This is a genomic window from Rhizobium sp. WYJ-E13, assembly GCF_018987265.1.
In the GTDB taxonomy this organism is placed as follows: domain Bacteria; phylum Pseudomonadota; class Alphaproteobacteria; order Rhizobiales; family Rhizobiaceae; genus Rhizobium.
In genome coordinates, this window is sequence record NZ_CP076853.1 from 1,176,614 (window position 1) to 1,193,615 (window position 17,002).

A 17,002-nucleotide genomic window follows, 5' to 3' on the forward strand; every position below is an offset into this window, starting at 1 on the left:
CGTCAGGCTTTGACCGGTTCCGGCGGGCCGGTAACGACAGGTGTGTCCTCACGGCTGCCCCATTCGCTCCAGGAGCCGTCATAGAGCTTGTTGTCGGTATGCCCCAGCGATTCCAGCGCCAGCGTGATGATGGCGGCGGTAATGCCCGATCCGCAGGAGGTGACGACCGGCTTGGAAAGGTCGATACCGGCATCCTCGATCGTCTGCTTCAGTTCCGGCAGCGATTTGAAGCGACCTTGATTGGCGAAGATGCCTGAAGGCAGGCTGCGGGCACCGGGCATATGGCCGGAGCGCATGCCGGCACGCGGTTCCGGCTCGCTGGCGGCGAAACGGCCGGCGCTGCGGGCATCGGCGATCTGCAGGGCCGCACTCGAAACGATATCGCGCATCTGATCGAGGTAGACGACGCGGCTGGCGTCGTAATTCGTCTTGAAGGTTGCCGGTGCATAGCGTGGCACTTCGGTTTCGAGCGGTCGTCCTTCGGCCTTCCAGCCGTCCAATCCGCCGTCGAGCACGAAAACGTTCTTTGCGCCCATCACCCGGAACAGCCACCAGACACGCGGCGAGGCGAACATGCCGATGCCGTCATAGACGACGATGCGATCATTCTCGCTGATGCCGAGCTTGCCGGCTTCCGCCGCGAAATAATCAGGCGAGGGGATCGTGTGGGGCAGGTTCGTCGAGTGATCGGCGATCTTGTCCTGGTCGAAGCGGATCGCGCCGGGAATATGCCCGCCGGCATATTCCGCATCGGCATCACGCTTCTGTGCCGGAAGATAGAAGGATGCGTCGAGGACGCGCAGGTCCGGCTTGCCGAGTTCAGCCTGCAGCCAGTCGGCTGAGACGACGAAACGGCTCTTGGTGTCGCTCATGATGATCTCCCCAGATATCAGGATTCGGCTATCAGGCTTCGTTGCTGGGCGTGCCGAAGCGAATGCGGAAACGCCGGTTCTCTTTGCCTTTCTTCTCGATCTTGGCAATATGAATTTGGCCGACTTCTTGTGTTTCCGAAACATGCGTGCCGCCGCAGGGCTGGCTGTCGATGGCGGAATTCTCGCCGATGCAGACGAGGCTGACGCGGCCGAGTCCAATAGGCGGGCGCACATTTTTCGATTTGACGATGCCGGGATTGGCCGCAAGCTCCTCGTCCGTAATCCACTGAAGATAGACCGGATGGTTCTGGTTGACGAGATCCATGAGCTTGGCCGTCACATCGTCCTTGTCGATCGTGTCGGTCATGTCGAAGTCGACGCGGCTTTCCTCCTCGCCGACGGCCGCCCCCGTGATCGGATAGGAACAGACGACGGACAGGAGATGGCAGGCCGTGTGCATGCGCATCAGCTTGTAGCGGCGCGGCCAGTCAATGTGCAGCACCAGCTTCTCGCCGATTTCGGGCAGCGCCTGACCTTCCAGCGGCATATGAATGACGATGTCCTTGGTCGCGCCGTGTTTTGCCTGGCCAAGCTCTACCTTGGAGCCGTCGACCCGTTCGAAGAAGCCGGTATCGCCCGGCTGCCCGCCCGATGTTGCATAGAAGCAGGTCTGGTTCAGCTCAATGCCCCCGTCTTCGTGAACGGCCGTGACGACCGCTTCGCATGTGGAGAGATAGAAGTCGTCACGGTAGAGGGCATTGACTGGCATTGGGGCTCACGCTGTGGGTTCGTAGGGTATTTTGATATCCGTCGAGCCGACCATCCATTCGGGAATGGGAAGACCCTTGGATGACAGGAAATCCGGATTGAAGAGCTTGGATTGATAGCGGTTGCCATAATCGCAGAGGATTGTCACGACCGTGTGGCCGGGGCCGAGATCCCTGGCGAGGCGCACTGCGCCGGCAATGTTGATCGCCGTGGAGCCGCCAAGGCAGAGCCCCTCATGCTCGACGAGATCGAAGAGATAGGGAAGCGCCTCGGCATCGGTGACGCGATAGGAAAAGTCCGGCGTGAAGCCTTCGAGATTGGCGGTGATGCGTCCCTGGCCGATGCCTTCTGTTATTGAAGAGCCCTCGGATTTCAGCGCGCCATTCTTGTAGAATTCGTAGAGCGCCGCACCCTCGGGATCGGCAATGCCGATCTTGATATCCTTGTTGAAACCCTTGAGACCTGCGGCGACGCCGGCAAGCGTGCCGCCGGAGCCGACCGAGCAGACAAAGCCGTCGACCTTGCCATCCGTATCCTTCCAGATCTCCGGTGCGGTGGTTTCGATATGGGCTTGGCGGTTGGCGACGTTGTCGAACTGGTTGGCCCAGATCGCGCCGTTCGGCTCGCTCTTGGTAAGCTGCTCGGCAAGGCGGCCCGAAACCTTCACATAATTGTTCGGGTTCTTGTAGGGAACGGCCGGAACTTCCACGAGCTCGGCGCCGAGCAGCCGCAGCGCATCCTTCTTTTCCTGGCTCTGCGTTTCCGGAATGACGATCACGGTGCGATAGCCGAGCGCCTTGGCGACCACCGTCAGGCCGATGCCGGTATTGCCCGCCGTGCCCTCGACGATGACGCCGCCGGGCTTCAGCAGCCCTTTCTTTTCGGCATCACGGATGATGTAGAGCGCCGCTCGGTCCTTCACAGATTGGCCGGGATTGAGGAATTCGGCCTTGCCGAGAATGGTGCAGCCGGTCGCCTCGGAAACACCCTTGAGCTTGATGAGGGGCGTATTGCCGATAGCCTCGATTACGGAGGGGTGGAAGGTCATGGAATCTGCCTCGTTTACGCATAGTTTAGGAACGGTCTTTTCCCTTCACAAGGCGGCATTGGCAAGAAATCCTATTCCATGCCTTTCAAGACCACGATAAAATTAGTCTTCCATTTCTAGCCTTTCGCCCAGCCCGGGCAAGCAGTGATCCGAAGATTGACTTTCGGCGTATGGATGACGACAAAGCAAGCACGGGCGCAGGAACAAGGCGTGACTGAATCTGACATGGTTCACGAGCATATCGACACGATCGATGCATTGATGGCGCACTATGTCGCTGGCTCCCTTCCGAAGCCGGCCCGCGTACTCGTGGAATCCCATCTCGAAATGAAGCCGGACAATCGCGGCCTGGTGGCTGACCTCGAACGGCTGGCTGGAGAAGCTCTGGAGAGCACGCCAGCAAGCCCGATCAGCGACCGCGATGCGAAGCTTGCGGCAATCTTCGGCTCGAAGGCTCCTGCTGCCTCGAACCTCCCTTCACGTCCGCAAGGCGCTCTTTTCCCGCGCGCCCTGCGCAACCTCATCGGTTTCGAAGCCGATGACGTGCCGTGGCGCAAGCGCCTTCCGGGCTTCAAGGAATATGCGACCGATATCGACGGCTGCGAGGTCAGCCTGATGTGGATACGGCCGGGTCGTGCACTGCCTGCACATACGCATGCGGGCATGGAACTGATCCTCATCCTCGATGGCGCTTTCCGCGACGAGCGCGGCCTTTTCGGGCCGGGAGATATCTCGGTTGCGGATGCCTCCGTCAACCATCGCCCCGTCGCCGAAACGGACCGGCCCTGCATCGCCTTTGCCGTTTCTGACGGCCCGATCAAGCTCACCGGCTCCTTCCGGCAGATCATTGGTGACCTCATCGGCTGAAAGCAGCCATAATGCTGTGATAGAGCCATGGTCCCGGGGGAGATAAGGAGCTTCCGGGCCTGTGTTCGTGTTCAAATCGGCAGACCGGAGGAAGTGTCATGCGTAATTTCATCGCCCGTCCTGAACATGGTATCGTCTGGATTTCCGGTGCGAGTTCCGGAATAGGCCGAGCGCTGGCGCTGAAGCTCGCAGACGAGGGATACAGGGTCGCCGTCACCGCCCGCAATCACGAAAAACTGGTGGAATTGCAGCTCGAGGCGGCCGGATTGGCTGGCAGCGTCATCGTTCTCGATGGCGATGTGACCGATGCCGAAGACATGGAACATGTCATGGCCTCGATCGAATATGAGCACGGTGCGCTCGTCATGGCGATCCTGTGTGCAGGCGTCTATCAGCCTGTCCACGGCGAGGATCTGAACCGGGCAGATTTCGAGAAGACTTTTGCCGTCAACCTCTCAGGCGTCGTCAATTGCCTGCTGCCGGCGGTCCGCCACATGAAGACGAAGGGGCAGGGTCAGATCGCCATCGTTTCCTCGGTCACGGGTTACACGGGATTGCCGACCAGCGCCGCCTACGGCGCGACCAAGGCTGCCCTGATCAACATGGCCGAAAGCCTGAAATTCGATCTCGACAAGATCGGCATCCGCATCCAGCTCATCAATCCGGGTTTCGTCGACACGCCGGCAACGCGCAAGAATGCCTTTCCCATGCCGGCACTGGTTTCGCCCGAGACGGCGGCAGAGCGCATTGCGGCGGGTCTCAAGTCGCAGGCGTTCGAGATCACCTTCCCGAAGCGCTTCACCTATGTGCTGAAGTTCCTGCGGCTCTTGCCTTACGGTTTCTATTTCGCATTGGTGAACCGCTTCACCGGTTGGGGCGAGCGGCCTGCCAACTCCAGTCGCCGCCCGGTGACGCCGCATCCGGCCGAATGATCAAGGCCGCGAAAAGACCACCTGCCGCACATCGATGTTGCGGGCACGAAAGCCTGCCTCGCAATAGAAGAGGTAGAATTCCCAGAGCCGCTTGAACCGGTCGTCGAAACCCATTGGCCTGAGCTTGTGCCAGACGGACCAGAAGCGCTCGCGCCATTCCGACAGCGTACGTGCATAATCAAGGCCGAAGCCAAAGTCTTTGACCAGTGACAAGTCCATTTTCTTGCCGAGTTCGGCAAGGTGGTGGCGCGTCGGCAGCATGCCGCCGGGGAACACATATTTCTGGATGAAATCCGGATTGCTGCGATATTGCTCAAAGGCCTCGGGACGAATGGTGATGATCTGCAGTCCCGCCTTGCCGCCCGGCTTCAGGCATTGTTTGAGCTTGGAAAAATAGGCCGGCCAGTATTTCTCGCCAACAGCCTCGAACATCTCGATGGAAACAATGCGATCGTAGACACCGGTCTCGTCGCGATAGTCCTGGAAGCGGAAATCAACCTTGTCGCTGAGCCCTGCCTTGCTGATGCGCGCCTGCGCGAAGGCAAGCTGCTCGCGACTGATCGTCAGGCCCGTCACCCGGCAATTCAGTTCGCTTGCCGCGAACTCGGCAAAGCCGCCCCAGCCGGAGCCGATTTCCAGCACGTGATCGCCGGGCTTGATGCCGGTTGCCTCCGCCAAAGCGCGATATTTCGCATTCTGCGCCGACTGCAGGTCGTTGGCACCGGTCGAATAGAGCGCTGAGGAATAGGTCATGCTCGGATCGAGCCATTGCTTGTAGAAATCGTTGCCGAGGTCGTAATGGGCCGAGATATTGCGCTTCGAGCCCGTCTTGGTGTTGGCATTCATCCAGTGGCGGATACGCTCGACGAAGCGGCCGACGCCGCGCTTGCCATGCGCGTAGCTGTACGCCGCTTCGCCATTGACGAGGAAAAGCTCGAGGAAGGCAGTGATGTCGGGGCTGTCCCAATCGCCGTCCATATAGGTCTCAGCGACACCGATCGTGCCGCTGGTCAGAGCCCGGTCTGCAAGGTTCCAGTTTCGAAGCGTCAACGCGGCGTCAGGTCCGGCAGCCTTGCCCTTGATGAACACCTTGCGCCCGTCGGGCAGCGTGACCGTAAGGGAGCCGTGTTGCATGCGCATCAGGCCGCGCAGCGCAAGCTTCGCCTTAAAGGGCAGGCCTTTGACGATGCGCGAAATATTCTCTGCCGTCAGAGTCACCGCGTCCCGGGCAGATTGATTCAAATCCTGCATATTGCTCACCGTCCATCCTCCCGTATTTTTTTGGCCGGTCAGGACGATGCTTGCGCCTCTCCTCCGGCGATTGCAGCAAACGCTAGATTCATTCCGCAGCTTCTGCAAGCCGGCTTGCCGGCTTCACGCTGATAGGTGGGGGAGGTGGTGGCCGGCGAACGTAGATGGCGCCTTTAAGCCAGAGTTTCAGAGCCTCCCAGTGAATCCCGGCCATGATCTTGATGGTTAGGAAGGGAATGGCTGTGAGAAGATAACCGAGTGTCCAGCTAGCCAGAGGCTTTTTCCGGCCGCTGAATGTGGCTGCAAGAAGCGGTCCTTCGGCATCGGTTTCCAGGATGCGCCAGCGGATTTCCTGGCCGGGCGGGAGCATGCGGAAATGATAGCGCATGCCGACACCAATGAAGGGAGAGACATAAAAGAGCTTGTCGCAGGTCTGGCGAAGACCGCTTTCGAAAACTTCATTCTCCTCGACAGGGCAGACATAACTATGCCGCTCGCCGAATGTGTTGCGCACCTCGTAGATCAGCGCAATCAAGGCATCCCTGTTGTCATAGGCATAATAGACCGAAAGGGGATTGAAGACGTAGCCTAGTATCCGCGGATAACAGACGAGCAGGATTTTGGCCGGTCGTTCGACACAGGCATCCGCAAGCAGGCGATCGGCATAGGAGCGCAGCTTTCCACCTACCGCATGGTCCTCTTCATAGAACGAGACGAGATTGCTTCGGTTGACCGAAAACAGCACCGACTGGCCGTTGGCTTCCTCCAGCCGATCGAGATCGATAGACAGTGAAAAGACCCGATACCGGAAGCGATGGCCGAATGGTTTCATGCGCTGATGCATGACATCGCCCACATAAAGCACTGCCGGAGCCTCCGGCGGCGGGCCGTTTCGCGTCACGCTGACACCATACCTTGTTGCACGGGGGCTTGTGTGAGACGCCGTCATGCCATCGCTTCCAGTATGGCCTGAGGGGAGGAAGGCCGGGCAGTCCGCCAGGGTGCGATCCCGCCCAGCGCCTCCGCCGCCGCAAGACCGGAGACGAGTCCATCCTCATGGAATCCATATCCGGTCCAGGCGCCCGCGAAATAGCAGTTGTTTCTTCCTTGAATTGTAGCAATCGCTCGCTGCGCGGCCATCGCTTCAGCAGAAAATTGCGGATGCTCGTAAGTGAATTCGGCAAAGACCTTGCGGCACTCCGGTTCGCGATCCGGATTGAGTGTGACGAACAGCGGGAAGTTCGGGTCGATGCCCTGCAGCCTGTTCATCCAGTAGGTCACAGCCACGCCAGCCTTGCCGTCGGCATGGCTGGAGCGCAGATAGTTCCAGGATGCCCAGACGTTGCGCCGCTTCGGCATCAGGCCGGTATCACGGTGAAGCACCACGCGGTTCGGTTGATACGGTACGGCAGCAAGCAATCGCTTTTCCTGATCCGTCGCATCGGTCAGCAGCCGCGCTGTCTGATCGCTGTGGCAGGCAAAGATCACCTTGTCGAAGAAGGCCTCGGTGCCGTCCTCTTCGATGAGGGTCGCACCCTTGTCATTACGGATAATGCCACGCACGCCGCAGCCAAGTTTCAATTTGTCCCCAAGTGGTGATAGGAGTTTTTTCAGATAGTTGCGGCTGCCGCCGGTCACCGTGCGCCACTGATGTTGACGGCGATAGATAAGCCGGTGATTGTCGAAGAAATTGACGAAGTGTTCGGCGGGAAATTGCAGCATGCGCGCTGATGGCGTCGACCAGATCGCGGCCGCCATCGGCACCAGATAGTTGTTGGTGAAACCGGGTGAGAAGCCGCGCCAGTCGAGGTAATCGCCGATCGAGCGAGAGGCGAGATGACCGGCCGCCCGATCCTGCAGGCAGGTACGATTGAACCGCAATATTTCGCGGATCATCCAGAGAAAGGAGGGGTTCAGCAAATTGCGCTTCTGCGCGAATATCGACGACAGCCGGCCGCCGCTCCATTCCAGCCTGCCCTGATCCAGCGACAGTGAAAAGCTCATGTCGCTCGCATGCGTGGCGACGCCGAGCTCTGCTAAGAGCGCGGTCAGATTGGGATAATTGTGCTCGTTGTAGACGATGAAGCCGGTATCGACTGGAATGTTCAGCCCGTCATAGTCGACATCGACCGTTGCCGTATGGCCGCCCGGCCGGACATCCTTCTCATAAAGCGTCACGTCATGGACAGGGTTGAGCGCCCAGGCGGCAGATGCACCCGATATGCCCGACCCTATTACGGCGACCTTGAGGCGGCGTGGCAGCGGAGGAACATGTGCGTTCATGCTGCATCCTTCATGGCGTTATAGACCTTTAAAGCCCGACGGCGCGCCGTGGCGTGATCGACGATGGGTCTGGGATAGGTTTCGCCAAGCGTGATACCGGCTTTATCAAGCACGTTTTCAGGGGCTTCGAATGGCCGGTGGATATATGTGTCGTCGAGCTTTTCGAGTTCCGGCACGAACTGCCGGATGTAGCTGCCATCCGCATCGAACTTCTCGCCCTGAAACACCGGATTGAAGATGCGGAAGAAGGGAGAGGCATCTGCACCCGATCCTGCCACCCACTGCCAACTCGCCGCATTATTGGCCGGGTCGGCATCGACAAGCGTGTCGCGGAACCAGGCCTCCCCGCGGCGCCAGTCGACAAGCAGATCCTTGATGAGAAACGAGGCGGTGATCATCCGAACGCGGTTGTGCATCCAGCCATGGCGCCAGAGCTGGCGCATGCCGGCATCGACGATGGGATAGCCTGTTTGGCCATTGCACCAGGCGTGAAAGCCATCGTCATCCTGGCGCCAGCCGAAGCCGTTGAAACTGTCGTTCCAATTATCTCTTGCCAGCTCCGGAAAATGGAAGAGCAGATGGTAGGAGAATTCCCGCCATACCAATTCCTTGCGAAAGCGCACGATGTCATCGGAGGAAATCTTGCGCGAAAGTCCTTTCGTGGCCTCCCAGATGCGCGCCGGCGAGATTTCTCCCAGCGCCAGATGCGGAGAGAGCAGGGATGTTGTCGTCTTTCCGGGAAATTCGCGATCGGCCGAATAGCCACGAAGGCCGCCTTCGATGAAATCCTGCAGCCTTTCCTGCGCGGCTGCTTCGCCCGGTGTCCACATATCGGGAAAGGATTTTGCCCAGTTCGGTCCGTGCGGCAGGAGCTTCCATGAGACGAGCGTTTCGGAGGCCGGAAACTGCTCGGGGAAACGATATCGTTCCGGGGCATCGATCGGTGATTCCGGCTCTCCTTCGCCTTCGAGCGCCCGCCAGAAAGGCGTGTAGACACGATACGATGTGCCAGTCGAGGACTTGACCTTGGTCGGCTCATGCAGGAGTTGGCCACTGAAGCTGCGTGCTTCGATCGCCTGTTTTTCCAGTTCGTGTTTGAGGCGCATATCGATCGCGATGCCTGGCGGATCGTAGCGGCGGTTCCAGAACACCGCTTTCGCACCACTTCGCGTTATGATGTCCGCCAGTGCATCACGGGCATGGCCACTTACCAGAATAAGTTTGCCGTCATGCTTTCTCAGGGCTGCATCGAGAGCATGCAACGAATGGTGCAGCCACCAGGCCTGAGCGGAGCCAAGCGGCCCCGTGCCCTCTTCGTCGGGTTCGCGGATATAGAGCGGAATGACCGGTCGCCCCGATGTGCATGCCGCATGCAGAGCCTTGTTGTCGTCAAGGCGCAGATCCTTGCGAAACCAGACGATCACCGGTCTTGCAGCAGTCTCCCGTGCCAATGGCTGCTCCCTGTCTTTTCTCTGGGGCTGTTACGGAAGTACGAGGCAATCGGATCAACAGTTTCAGCAGGCGGGCATGAAAAAGGCCGGTCGAGCCGGCCTCTCTCAATGAATGGATCTTTGCCCGATCAATTGTCATATTCGCGGCATGCCTCACTGATCGAAGCGCCGCTTTCACCGCCGCGCGTATCGATGCCCGTGTTCTGCTGCGGCATTCCAGGGCACTCGATTGCCTGGCCACCGATGCTCTGTGTCATGGTCGGGTCTACCGGACCTGCGGGAACCGGATGGATGCCGTTGCTGTCACTCGTATAGTCGGACGAGTAATTGCCCGAATTGGGGTCCGTGGAACCGCCATTGGTCGGTCCGATGGTGTCGGGATTGGACTGGGCAAATGCCGACGACGTCATGCCGATGGCAAGCAGCGATGCGGCGATAAGGGATTTACGCATGGAGCTATCCTCCTTCGATTTCATCTATGGTGACGTTCCCCTAATCCCTCAGCGACCTCCTTGTTCCGAAATTTGATCGGAGCGGTTGCGGCGACAATGACTTATGCGATGGATTTTCCAGCTCTCGTGTGGGTTCTGGAGCTTTGTTTCTTTAGTCTATCGATTGCATGGATAATTCTGATGGAGCAGCGTCGCAGCAGATTGCTGCGCATTCGCCAGGAGATAGCAATGACAGAAATCCTGATCGTTCCGGGTCTGTTCGGTTCCGACGAGGGGCATTGGCAGCACTATTGGCTTGATGATGTGCCGCAGAGCCGGCTGATAGAACAGGATGATTGGAACCATGCTCGTCTCGATCACTGGATGGAGCGGCTGGAACAGGCACTGCTGGAGGCGGGAGAAGCCTACATCGTTGCCCATAGTCTCGGCTGTATCCTGACAGCAAGGCTCGCCGACCGGCCATAGGCCCCCAGGGTAAAGGGAGCGCTGCTGGTCGCCCCGTGCGATTTGCCGGCGACTGAGAGGCTGCATCCCGGTTCGCTAGCCTTCGGCCCCATGCCCACAAACCCGCTTCCGTTTCCGAGCCTCACCATCGGTAGCCTCGACGATAAGTACATGTCGCTCGACCGTTTGAGTTTCTACACCCGCCTCTGGAAAACCGAGGTCCGCAATATCGGTCTTGCAGGCCATATCAACATTGCCAGCGGTTTCGGCCGCTGGACCGGCGGCTACACATTGTTCGATGCGGTAAAAGGCAAGGCGAAGGCAAAGAGACCGCAGATATCCACGTTTGCTGCAACTGCCGCATTGGCGTGACGCTTTATCGGGGCATGAGCAAGAAACGGGTTGAACCTAAGCTTCCGCGGTACGATTCTAATGACCAACGGAACGTGAGGGCTTCACCATGGCTCAGAAAGTGCATCAATACCTGATCTTCGAAACCGCCGGTGGCTTTTGCGGCATCGCCTGGAGCGATGCCGGCGTGACGCGGTTCCAGCTGCCGACAAAGAGCGCCGAATCGACCGAACGCTTGCTGTTGCGCCGTTTGCCGGTTGCTGAATCGGGCGCACCGACGCCACTGATTCAGGAGGCGGTTGCCGCTGTGAAGCGCTATTTCGAAGGCGAGGAAATCGACTTCTCCAGCGTGCCCGTCGATCTCGACGGTCAGGACGAATTTTTCCGCAATATCTATGCCGCCGCGCGCCGCATCGGTTGGGGCCATACGACGACTTATGGCACGCTTGCCAGGGAACTCGGAGCAGGGCCGGAAGCCGCGCGGGATGTGGGGCAGGCGATGGCAAAGAACCCAGTCGCGCTCATCATCCCCTGTCATCGCGTGCTTGCCGCAGGCGGCAAGATCGGAGGTTTTTCAGCCCCCGGCGGTTCGACCTCCAAGCTTCGCATGCTGGAGCTCGAAGGCGTGCAGATCGGCTCGCCTGCGCCGGTTCAGCAATCTCTCGATTTTTGATGGAAAACCAGCAGTAAGTGCTTGGAACGCAGTGAAAGTCCTCGCTATAAATCTCTGTCTATAGCGAGGTTTTTTCATGAAGAAGATTTTCAATCCGCCATCTGTCCGCCGCCCCTTCGGAAATTACAATCACGGCCTCCTCGTGCCGCCGGGCGCGTCCTTGCTGGTCACGTCAGGTCAACTTGGAATCGGTCTCGATGAAAAGGTCCCTGAGGATGTGACGGCCCAGGCCGAGCTCTGCTTCGAAGCGATCAAGGCGATCCTTGCCGAGGCCGAGATGAGCTTTGCCGATGTCATCCGCATTTCCGGCTTCGTGACGAAGCGGGAGGATTTCCCGGCCTATATGGCGGTGCGCGACCGCTTCACGCTCGACCCGAAACCGGTTTCAACCCTCATCATCGTCAGCGGCTTTACCCGGCCCGAATTTCTGGTCGAGGTGGAAGTCACGGCCGCGAAGGTTTTCTAAAGTTCGATCGCAAGCTCCGCAGCGATCACGACCGCGCAACTCAACGACATGGCAGTACGCATGCAAGCCGCTTGCTGAAGTGTCGCATCCTTCAGATTCGCTTGCCGCGCTTCAGGCGCTTGTTTTCGCATGTTGCGCAAACCGCTGCACATTCTTGCGCGATTTTAGAAGCGCTCCATTGCGCTCTTCACCTTGGCGAGGAACGCTGCCCGTGTCTCCGGCGTGCAATTGTTCATATCGTAATGTGCGAGAAAAGTGACCGGCCTGAACGGGTCGATCTGCGCCCGCAAAACACGCTTCACGATCTTCTTCGGCGGATTGCCGGCGACGAAGGCGCGGAAAGGTGTCGCGCCATAGGTGAGCACTGCCCCAAGCTTCTTGATATGCCGCAGGCGGGATTCGACTTTGCCGTCCACCAGCGCGAAGGAAACGCCGGGAAGCCAGACTCGATCGAAATAACCTTTCAGGATCGCCGGGAAACCGAAGTTCCACACCGGTGTGGAGATGACCAGCGCCTCGGCCTGCCTCAGTCTGTCGACATAGGGTTTTACCAGAGACGTATTCTCCGGATAGTCGTGATAGACTAGCCGGTCATGCTGGGAGAGAACGGGATCGAATTTCTCGGCATAGAGATCGCAGGCGTCCACCTCATGCCCGGCCCTGGCAAGGCTCTCCAGGGTCTCTCTGTAGAGCGCCTTGCCGTAGCTTTCCTCGACCGGGTGCGAGTGGAGGACGAGAACCCTCATGAAGCCTCCATGACAGCGGCAAGGCCGGGGAAGAGGTAGTTCTTGCCGGCATTGAAATCGAAGCTGGGATTCTCCCAGGCGATCATCTTGCCGGGATTGAGCAGCCCCTTCGGATCGGTCTCATGCTTGAAGGCGAGCTGCACCTTGTCGGTACGCTTCATGCCGCCTTCTTCCAGCGTATAGCGGTGCGGGTTGAAGATCGGGCAGCCGTGGTCCTGATGGATCCTGATGATTTCTTCCAGCCGCTCCTCTGTCGTGTAGCGTACCAGCGGCAAACCCGAGCACTGGATCTGCCCATCGAACTTGATGAATTCGAGATGACCCGGTACCTCGTCGCCGAAAATCTCCACCATCTTCTTCACCTTGGCGACATGATCCGGCCCCGGATACTGCACCTGTAGATACGTGAAGTTGGGATCGACCTTGAGCGCACGCAGCGTCGTATGGTTCCAGGCAAGCTCATAGGCATGCGGAATGCCGCGCATGCTCTCGACCTTGTCGGAGCGGAACATGATCTCACCCTTCTGAGCTGCGGTAAACGCAAGGAAGGCATCCATGGAATGCGGCGCGATCATCAGCACGACAATCGACTGGCCCCGACGGATATAGGGCTTGTGCCGCGTGAAATAGTCATGCGGGATGGGAGCGGCGATCGGCGCGATTTCCTTGACGAGAATTCCGTTGCACTTCGCCAGCGCATCGGAGAAGCGCACCGCATCCATGAAGTCGTCATAGCCGACGAGGACATCCACCCAGTCGTAGGCGGGTGCGAGCGGCATTTCGATTTCCGTAATGATGCCGTTGGTGCCATAGGCGTGGCTGACTTTCTGCAGGTCCCAGCCGGTGAGATCGAGCACCCGCGGTTCCGCCTCCATGGTCACGACGCGCAGGCGCAGGATATTGCCGAGATCGCGCAATCCGCCCCAGGTGATCGAACCGACACCACCGGAACCGCCGGCGATGAAGCCGCCGACCGTTGCCGTCTGGGCGGTCGAGGGATGGAAGCGCAGTTCCTGGCCGGAATGCGCCTTAGTCTGCTTGTCGAGCTGGGCAATCACGATGCCCGGCTCGCAGATGACGCGGCCAGGATGGATTTCCTTGATCTTGTCCATCGCGGCCAGATTGAGCACGATGCCGCCGGAAAGCGGCATGGCCTGGCCGTAATTGCCCGTGCCGGCACCGCGCGGGGTGACGGGAATACCATGCGCGAAGGCGACCTTCAGCGTCTGGATGACTTCGGCCTCGTTCTTCGGCGTCACGACGATATCGGCCGTCACATTGTCGAGCTGCGCCTTCAGGATCGGCGAATACCAGTAGAAATCCCGGCTCTTCTGGCGAACGAGCGCCGGATTGTCCTCGATTGCGATGCCTTCGAGTTCTTGTCTGATCTTCTGATAATCGGCCATGTCAGCCTCCAACGACGCTATCGAGTTCACGGTAATCCGGCAGACTGCGGTCGATCACCTTGCCGCGGCGAAGCACGACGCGGTCAGACTGCGGACGGGAAAGGAATTCGCTCCAGCGCCTTGCGCTGAAGAGCACGAGATCGGCGGGGCTACCAACGGCAAGATGGCCCATCTGCGGCCTGCCGGCAATCCTGGCCGGTGACGTCGTGACGACGCGCGCCGCGCTATCAAGCGGATGATCGAGATGCAGGATGCGCACCGCCTCGCGGAATACCTCGACCGGATCGAGATCGCCATAGGCATAGAAGGGATCGCGGGTATTGTCGGAGGCGACCGCCGTCTCGACACCGGCAGCGGCCAGTTCCTTGAAGAGCGTAATCCCGCGCCAGCGCGGCGTCCGGTCCGGATAGCGATCCTGCAGATACATGTTGCACATCGGCAGCGAGATGATCGAAATCCCCGACTGGTGGACCAGTTCCACCGTCCGCTGCGCCGTATCGTCATCCTGCCGGGCAAGCGAGCAGCAATGACCTGCCGTCACCTTGCCCTCGAACCGGTTGCGCAGGACGGCTTCGGCGATCGCCTTCAATGTTTCCGCGCCCGGATCGTCGGTCTCGTCGACATGCAGATCGACATCGAGTCCGTTCTCTGCCGCCGCGCGCAGAAGCGTATCGAGCTGCCAGTCGAGCAATGGTCCCATCTTGGTGACGCCGCCGAGCAGGCCGCCCTTGTCTTTGACGACCGCGACGAGATCGGCGAAGAAACCTTCGTCGACCATATTGTCGAGTGGGAAAAGGGCAACCGCCTGCAGGGCGATCTTGTCCTTCCACTCGTCGCGTATTTCGGCAAATACCTCAAAGGAAATGCGGTGTTGCGGGGCAAGCGAATCCAGATGCGTGCGGATCAGCCCGGTGCCGTGCGCATAGGCCGAACGCAGCGAGAATTCCATGCGCTTGCGCACATCGGCTGTCGACCAGTTTGCCTCCCTGTCCCTGCCGACGGCTTCCAGCGCACCCATGAAGGTCCCATCCGGATTGGGTTTGCGCGGCCAGATATGGCCCTTGTCCAGATGTGTGTGGATATCGGCGAAGCAAGGCCAGACCATGCCCTCTTTCATATCGGATTTGGCGAACTCCGCCGGAGCCGTGCCCGGCGGCAGGATCGCTGCAATCAAGCCGTCCGCAATCACGATGTCAGCTTTGACGAGCCCCTCGGTTGCTGCTGCCGCATAGCCTGTGGCAACGGCCGGAAGCGTCGCATTGGCCAGCACGAAGCGGCCCGCATTGGGAGGAGACATGAAAGAATATGTCATCAATTCTCCCGCTTCAGGCTGCTCTCATGCCAGCGATGCAGGCTGAGCCATGAAATGAAGGAGGTAATGGCAAAGATCGCGACTCCGAGCATGGAGAGCATGAAGAGCGCGGCGAAGAGGCGGGGAATGTTCATGCGGTATTGCGCTTCGAGGAGCCGGAAGGCGAGGCCGGAGCCCGCACCCGCCGAACCGGCTGCAAACTCGGCCACAACCGCCGCAATCAGCGCCAGACCGCCGCCGATGCGAAGCCCAGTCATGAAATAGGGCTGAGCCGCAGGCAGCTTCAAATAAAGCAGCGTCTGCCAGCGCGAGGCGCCGTAGAGCTCGAAGAGATTGATTAGGTTGTGATCGACGCTCTTCAATCCCTGCACCATGTTCGACAGGATGGGAAAGAAGGCGACGAGAAAGGCGCAGATCAGCAGTGCCACCTGCGTGGACGGCGCATAGATCAGGATCAGCGGCGAGATCGCCACGATCGGCGTGACCTGCAGGATAACGGCGAGCGGATAGAAGGCGATCTCGATCCAGCGCGACTGCACCAGGAAGATCGCAAAACCCACGCCGCCGATCAGCGCCAGCGCCAGCGACATGAAGGTGATCTTGGTTGTAACCCAGAGCGCCGGCGAAAGCGTGCCCCAATCGCTGACAAGCGCTCCGGCAACCGCAAGCGGGCTCGGGAGTATATAGGGCGGCACACCCGACACCCTGACATAGATCGCCCAGATCGCAATCAGCACGATGATGGCGAGAAAAGGCACGCTAACGCGAAGCGCTAGATCCCGCCGCTTCGCATTGAGCGGATTGGGCATGGCCGGCACGGAGTTTTCGACTGTCTCGATGGTCATCGGTCTTCCTTTGCCGCGTTGATCGCGCCAATCAGCGAATAGGAAACGGTCTCGCAGGCCTGCCGGTATTCCTCGGAAGTTCGATAGTGCGCGTCACGATCGAGGCTCGTGGTCAGCGGAATATCGGCATGGACACGGCCCGGCCGCGCCTTCATCACCACGATCCGATTGGAAAGGTAGGCAGACTCAAAGACGGAATGCGTGACGAAAATCACCGTGATGCCGGTCGCCTTCCACAACCGCAAAACGTCGTCGTTGAGCTTCTGGCGCGTAATTTCGTCGAGCGCTGCAAAGGGCTCGTCCATCAGCAGCAGTTTCGGTTTGGTCACCAACGCGCGGGCGATAGACACACGCATCTTCATGCCGCCGGAGAGTTCCCGCGGATAGGCATCGGCGAAATCCTGCAGGCCGACAGTCGCGAGCGCTTGCATGATCCGGTCGCTCGCCTCCGCCTTGGAAACGCCGCGCAATTTCAGCGGCAGATAGACATTGCCGAAAACGGTCTTCCACGGCATCAGCGTCGGCTCCTGGAAGACGAAGCCGATATCGCCTTCCGGCAGGCCCTTCGAATTGATGCGCGAACTCGGCCAGTCGATCTTGCCCGAGGTGACGTCGCCAAGACCGGCGATGATGCGCAAGGCCGTGGATTTGCCGCAGCCGGAAGGACCGAGAAGGCTGATGAACTCGCCGCTTTCGACTGTCAGGGACATGCCCGAAAGCGCGATCGTGCCGCTGGAAAAAACCTTCGAGGCGGACTGCATGACGACCAGCGGCCGCTTACGTGTTTCCTTCGAAGGCGCCGCCTTGGTTTCGGCTAGGGACATTCTCTCGCTCT

The 17,002-nt window shown here is 59.4% G+C and carries 17 protein-coding genes and 1 pseudogene; 5 read left to right on the plus strand and 13 right to left on the minus strand.

Annotated features, from left to right (window positions below; all coding sequences use genetic code 11):
* Positions 1 to 2: 2 nt before the first annotated feature.
* The 3 genes from sseA to KQ933_RS05930 are packed head-to-tail and all read right to left on the minus strand — an operon-like array spanning position 3 to position 2,688.
* Positions 3 to 872, minus strand: a complete 870-nt coding sequence (sseA, locus tag KQ933_RS05920; RefSeq protein WP_216757791.1) for a 3-mercaptopyruvate sulfurtransferase — start codon at positions 870 to 872, stop codon at positions 3 to 5.
* Positions 873 to 903: 31 nt separating this feature from the next.
* On the minus strand, positions 904 to 1,641 hold the full coding sequence (locus KQ933_RS05925) for an alanyl-tRNA editing protein (protein ID WP_216757792.1): 738 nt from the start codon (positions 1,639 to 1,641) through the stop codon (positions 904 to 906).
* Positions 1,642 to 1,647: 6 nt separating this feature from the next.
* Positions 1,648 to 2,688, minus strand: a complete 1,041-nt coding sequence (locus KQ933_RS05930) for a cysteine synthase A (protein ID WP_216757793.1) — start codon at positions 2,686 to 2,688, stop codon at positions 1,648 to 1,650.
* Positions 2,689 to 2,898: 210 nt separating this feature from the next.
* Here KQ933_RS05930 and KQ933_RS05935 point away from each other — a divergent pair, with 210 nt between their 5' ends.
* A complete protein-coding gene (locus KQ933_RS05935; protein WP_216757794.1) occupies positions 2,899 to 3,555 on the plus strand; it encodes a ChrR family anti-sigma-E factor in 657 nt (218 codons plus the stop codon).
* Positions 3,556 to 3,653: 98 nt separating this feature from the next.
* On the plus strand, positions 3,654 to 4,487 hold the full coding sequence (locus tag KQ933_RS05940) for an SDR family NAD(P)-dependent oxidoreductase (RefSeq protein ID WP_216757795.1): 834 nt from the start codon (positions 3,654 to 3,656) through the stop codon (positions 4,485 to 4,487).
* On the opposite strand, the gene KQ933_RS05945 is transcribed toward KQ933_RS05940, so the two are convergent.
* The 5 genes from KQ933_RS05945 to KQ933_RS05965 all read right to left on the minus strand — a co-directional run bounded on the left by KQ933_RS05945 (position 4,488) and on the right by KQ933_RS05965 (position 9,924).
* Positions 4,488 to 5,747, minus strand: a complete 1,260-nt coding sequence (locus KQ933_RS05945) for a cyclopropane-fatty-acyl-phospholipid synthase family protein (protein WP_216757796.1) — start codon at positions 5,745 to 5,747, stop codon at positions 4,488 to 4,490.
* A 79-nt stretch (positions 5,748 to 5,826) separates the two neighbouring features.
* Positions 5,827 to 6,687 (minus strand): DUF1365 domain-containing protein, encoded by an 861-nt coding sequence (locus KQ933_RS05950; RefSeq protein WP_216757797.1) that lies wholly within the window; start codon positions 6,685 to 6,687, stop codon positions 5,827 to 5,829.
* Positions 6,684 to 8,021, minus strand: a complete 1,338-nt coding sequence (locus KQ933_RS05955) for an NAD(P)/FAD-dependent oxidoreductase (protein WP_216757798.1) — start codon at positions 8,019 to 8,021, stop codon at positions 6,684 to 6,686. Before KQ933_RS05955 ends, KQ933_RS05950 begins: the two co-directional genes overlap by 4 nt.
* Positions 8,018 to 9,472, minus strand: a complete 1,455-nt coding sequence (locus KQ933_RS05960) for a deoxyribodipyrimidine photo-lyase (protein WP_216757799.1) — start codon at positions 9,470 to 9,472, stop codon at positions 8,018 to 8,020. The genes KQ933_RS05955 and KQ933_RS05960 overlap by 4 nt, the downstream gene beginning before the upstream one ends.
* A gap of 128 nt (positions 9,473 to 9,600) precedes the next feature.
* The gene (locus KQ933_RS05965; protein WP_216757800.1) at positions 9,601 to 9,924 is read right to left on the minus strand and encodes a hypothetical protein; all 324 of its coding nucleotides are present in this window, start codon (positions 9,922 to 9,924) and stop codon (positions 9,601 to 9,603) included.
* A gap of 228 nt (positions 9,925 to 10,152) precedes the next feature.
* On the opposite strand from KQ933_RS05965, the pseudogene KQ933_RS05970 reads away from it, so the two are divergent.
* The 3 genes and pseudogenes from KQ933_RS05970 to KQ933_RS05980 all read left to right on the plus strand — a co-directional run bounded on the left by KQ933_RS05970 (position 10,153) and on the right by KQ933_RS05980 (position 11,858).
* Positions 10,153 to 10,740, plus strand: a pseudogene (locus KQ933_RS05970) (RBBP9/YdeN family alpha/beta hydrolase).
* A gap of 88 nt (positions 10,741 to 10,828) precedes the next feature.
* Positions 10,829 to 11,392: a methylated-DNA--[protein]-cysteine S-methyltransferase gene (locus KQ933_RS05975; RefSeq protein WP_216757801.1), complete on the plus strand. Its 564-nt coding sequence runs from the start codon at positions 10,829 to 10,831 to the stop codon at positions 11,390 to 11,392.
* A 76-nt stretch (positions 11,393 to 11,468) separates the two neighbouring features.
* Entirely contained in the window at positions 11,469 to 11,858 is a 390-nt protein-coding gene (locus KQ933_RS05980) for a RidA family protein (RefSeq protein ID WP_007815659.1), read from the plus strand.
* Positions 11,859 to 12,022: 164 nt separating this feature from the next.
* On the opposite strand, the gene KQ933_RS05985 is transcribed toward KQ933_RS05980, so the two are convergent.
* From KQ933_RS05985 to KQ933_RS06005, 5 genes are read right to left on the minus strand one after another with little or no spacing between them, the layout of a single operon-like run.
* Positions 12,023 to 12,604: an NAD(P)H-dependent oxidoreductase gene (locus tag KQ933_RS05985; protein ID WP_216757802.1), complete on the minus strand. Its 582-nt coding sequence runs from the start codon at positions 12,602 to 12,604 to the stop codon at positions 12,023 to 12,025.
* The gene (locus KQ933_RS05990) at positions 12,601 to 14,010 is read right to left on the minus strand and encodes an FAD-binding oxidoreductase (RefSeq protein ID WP_216757803.1); all 1,410 of its coding nucleotides are present in this window, start codon (positions 14,008 to 14,010) and stop codon (positions 12,601 to 12,603) included. Before KQ933_RS05990 ends, KQ933_RS05985 begins: the two co-directional genes overlap by 4 nt.
* 1 nt (position 14,011) lies before the next feature.
* Positions 14,012 to 15,322: a cytosine deaminase gene (locus KQ933_RS05995; RefSeq protein ID WP_216757804.1), complete on the minus strand. Its 1,311-nt coding sequence runs from the start codon at positions 15,320 to 15,322 to the stop codon at positions 14,012 to 14,014.
* Positions 15,322 to 16,167, minus strand: a complete 846-nt coding sequence (locus KQ933_RS06000; protein ID WP_216757805.1) for an ABC transporter permease — start codon at positions 16,165 to 16,167, stop codon at positions 15,322 to 15,324. Before KQ933_RS06000 ends, KQ933_RS05995 begins: the two co-directional genes overlap by 1 nt.
* Complete coding sequence (locus tag KQ933_RS06005) at positions 16,164 to 16,991, minus strand: ABC transporter ATP-binding protein (RefSeq protein ID WP_216757806.1); 828 nt, start codon at positions 16,989 to 16,991, stop codon at positions 16,164 to 16,166. The genes KQ933_RS06000 and KQ933_RS06005 overlap by 4 nt, the downstream gene beginning before the upstream one ends.
* Between the last annotated feature and the right edge of the window lie 11 nt (positions 16,992 to 17,002).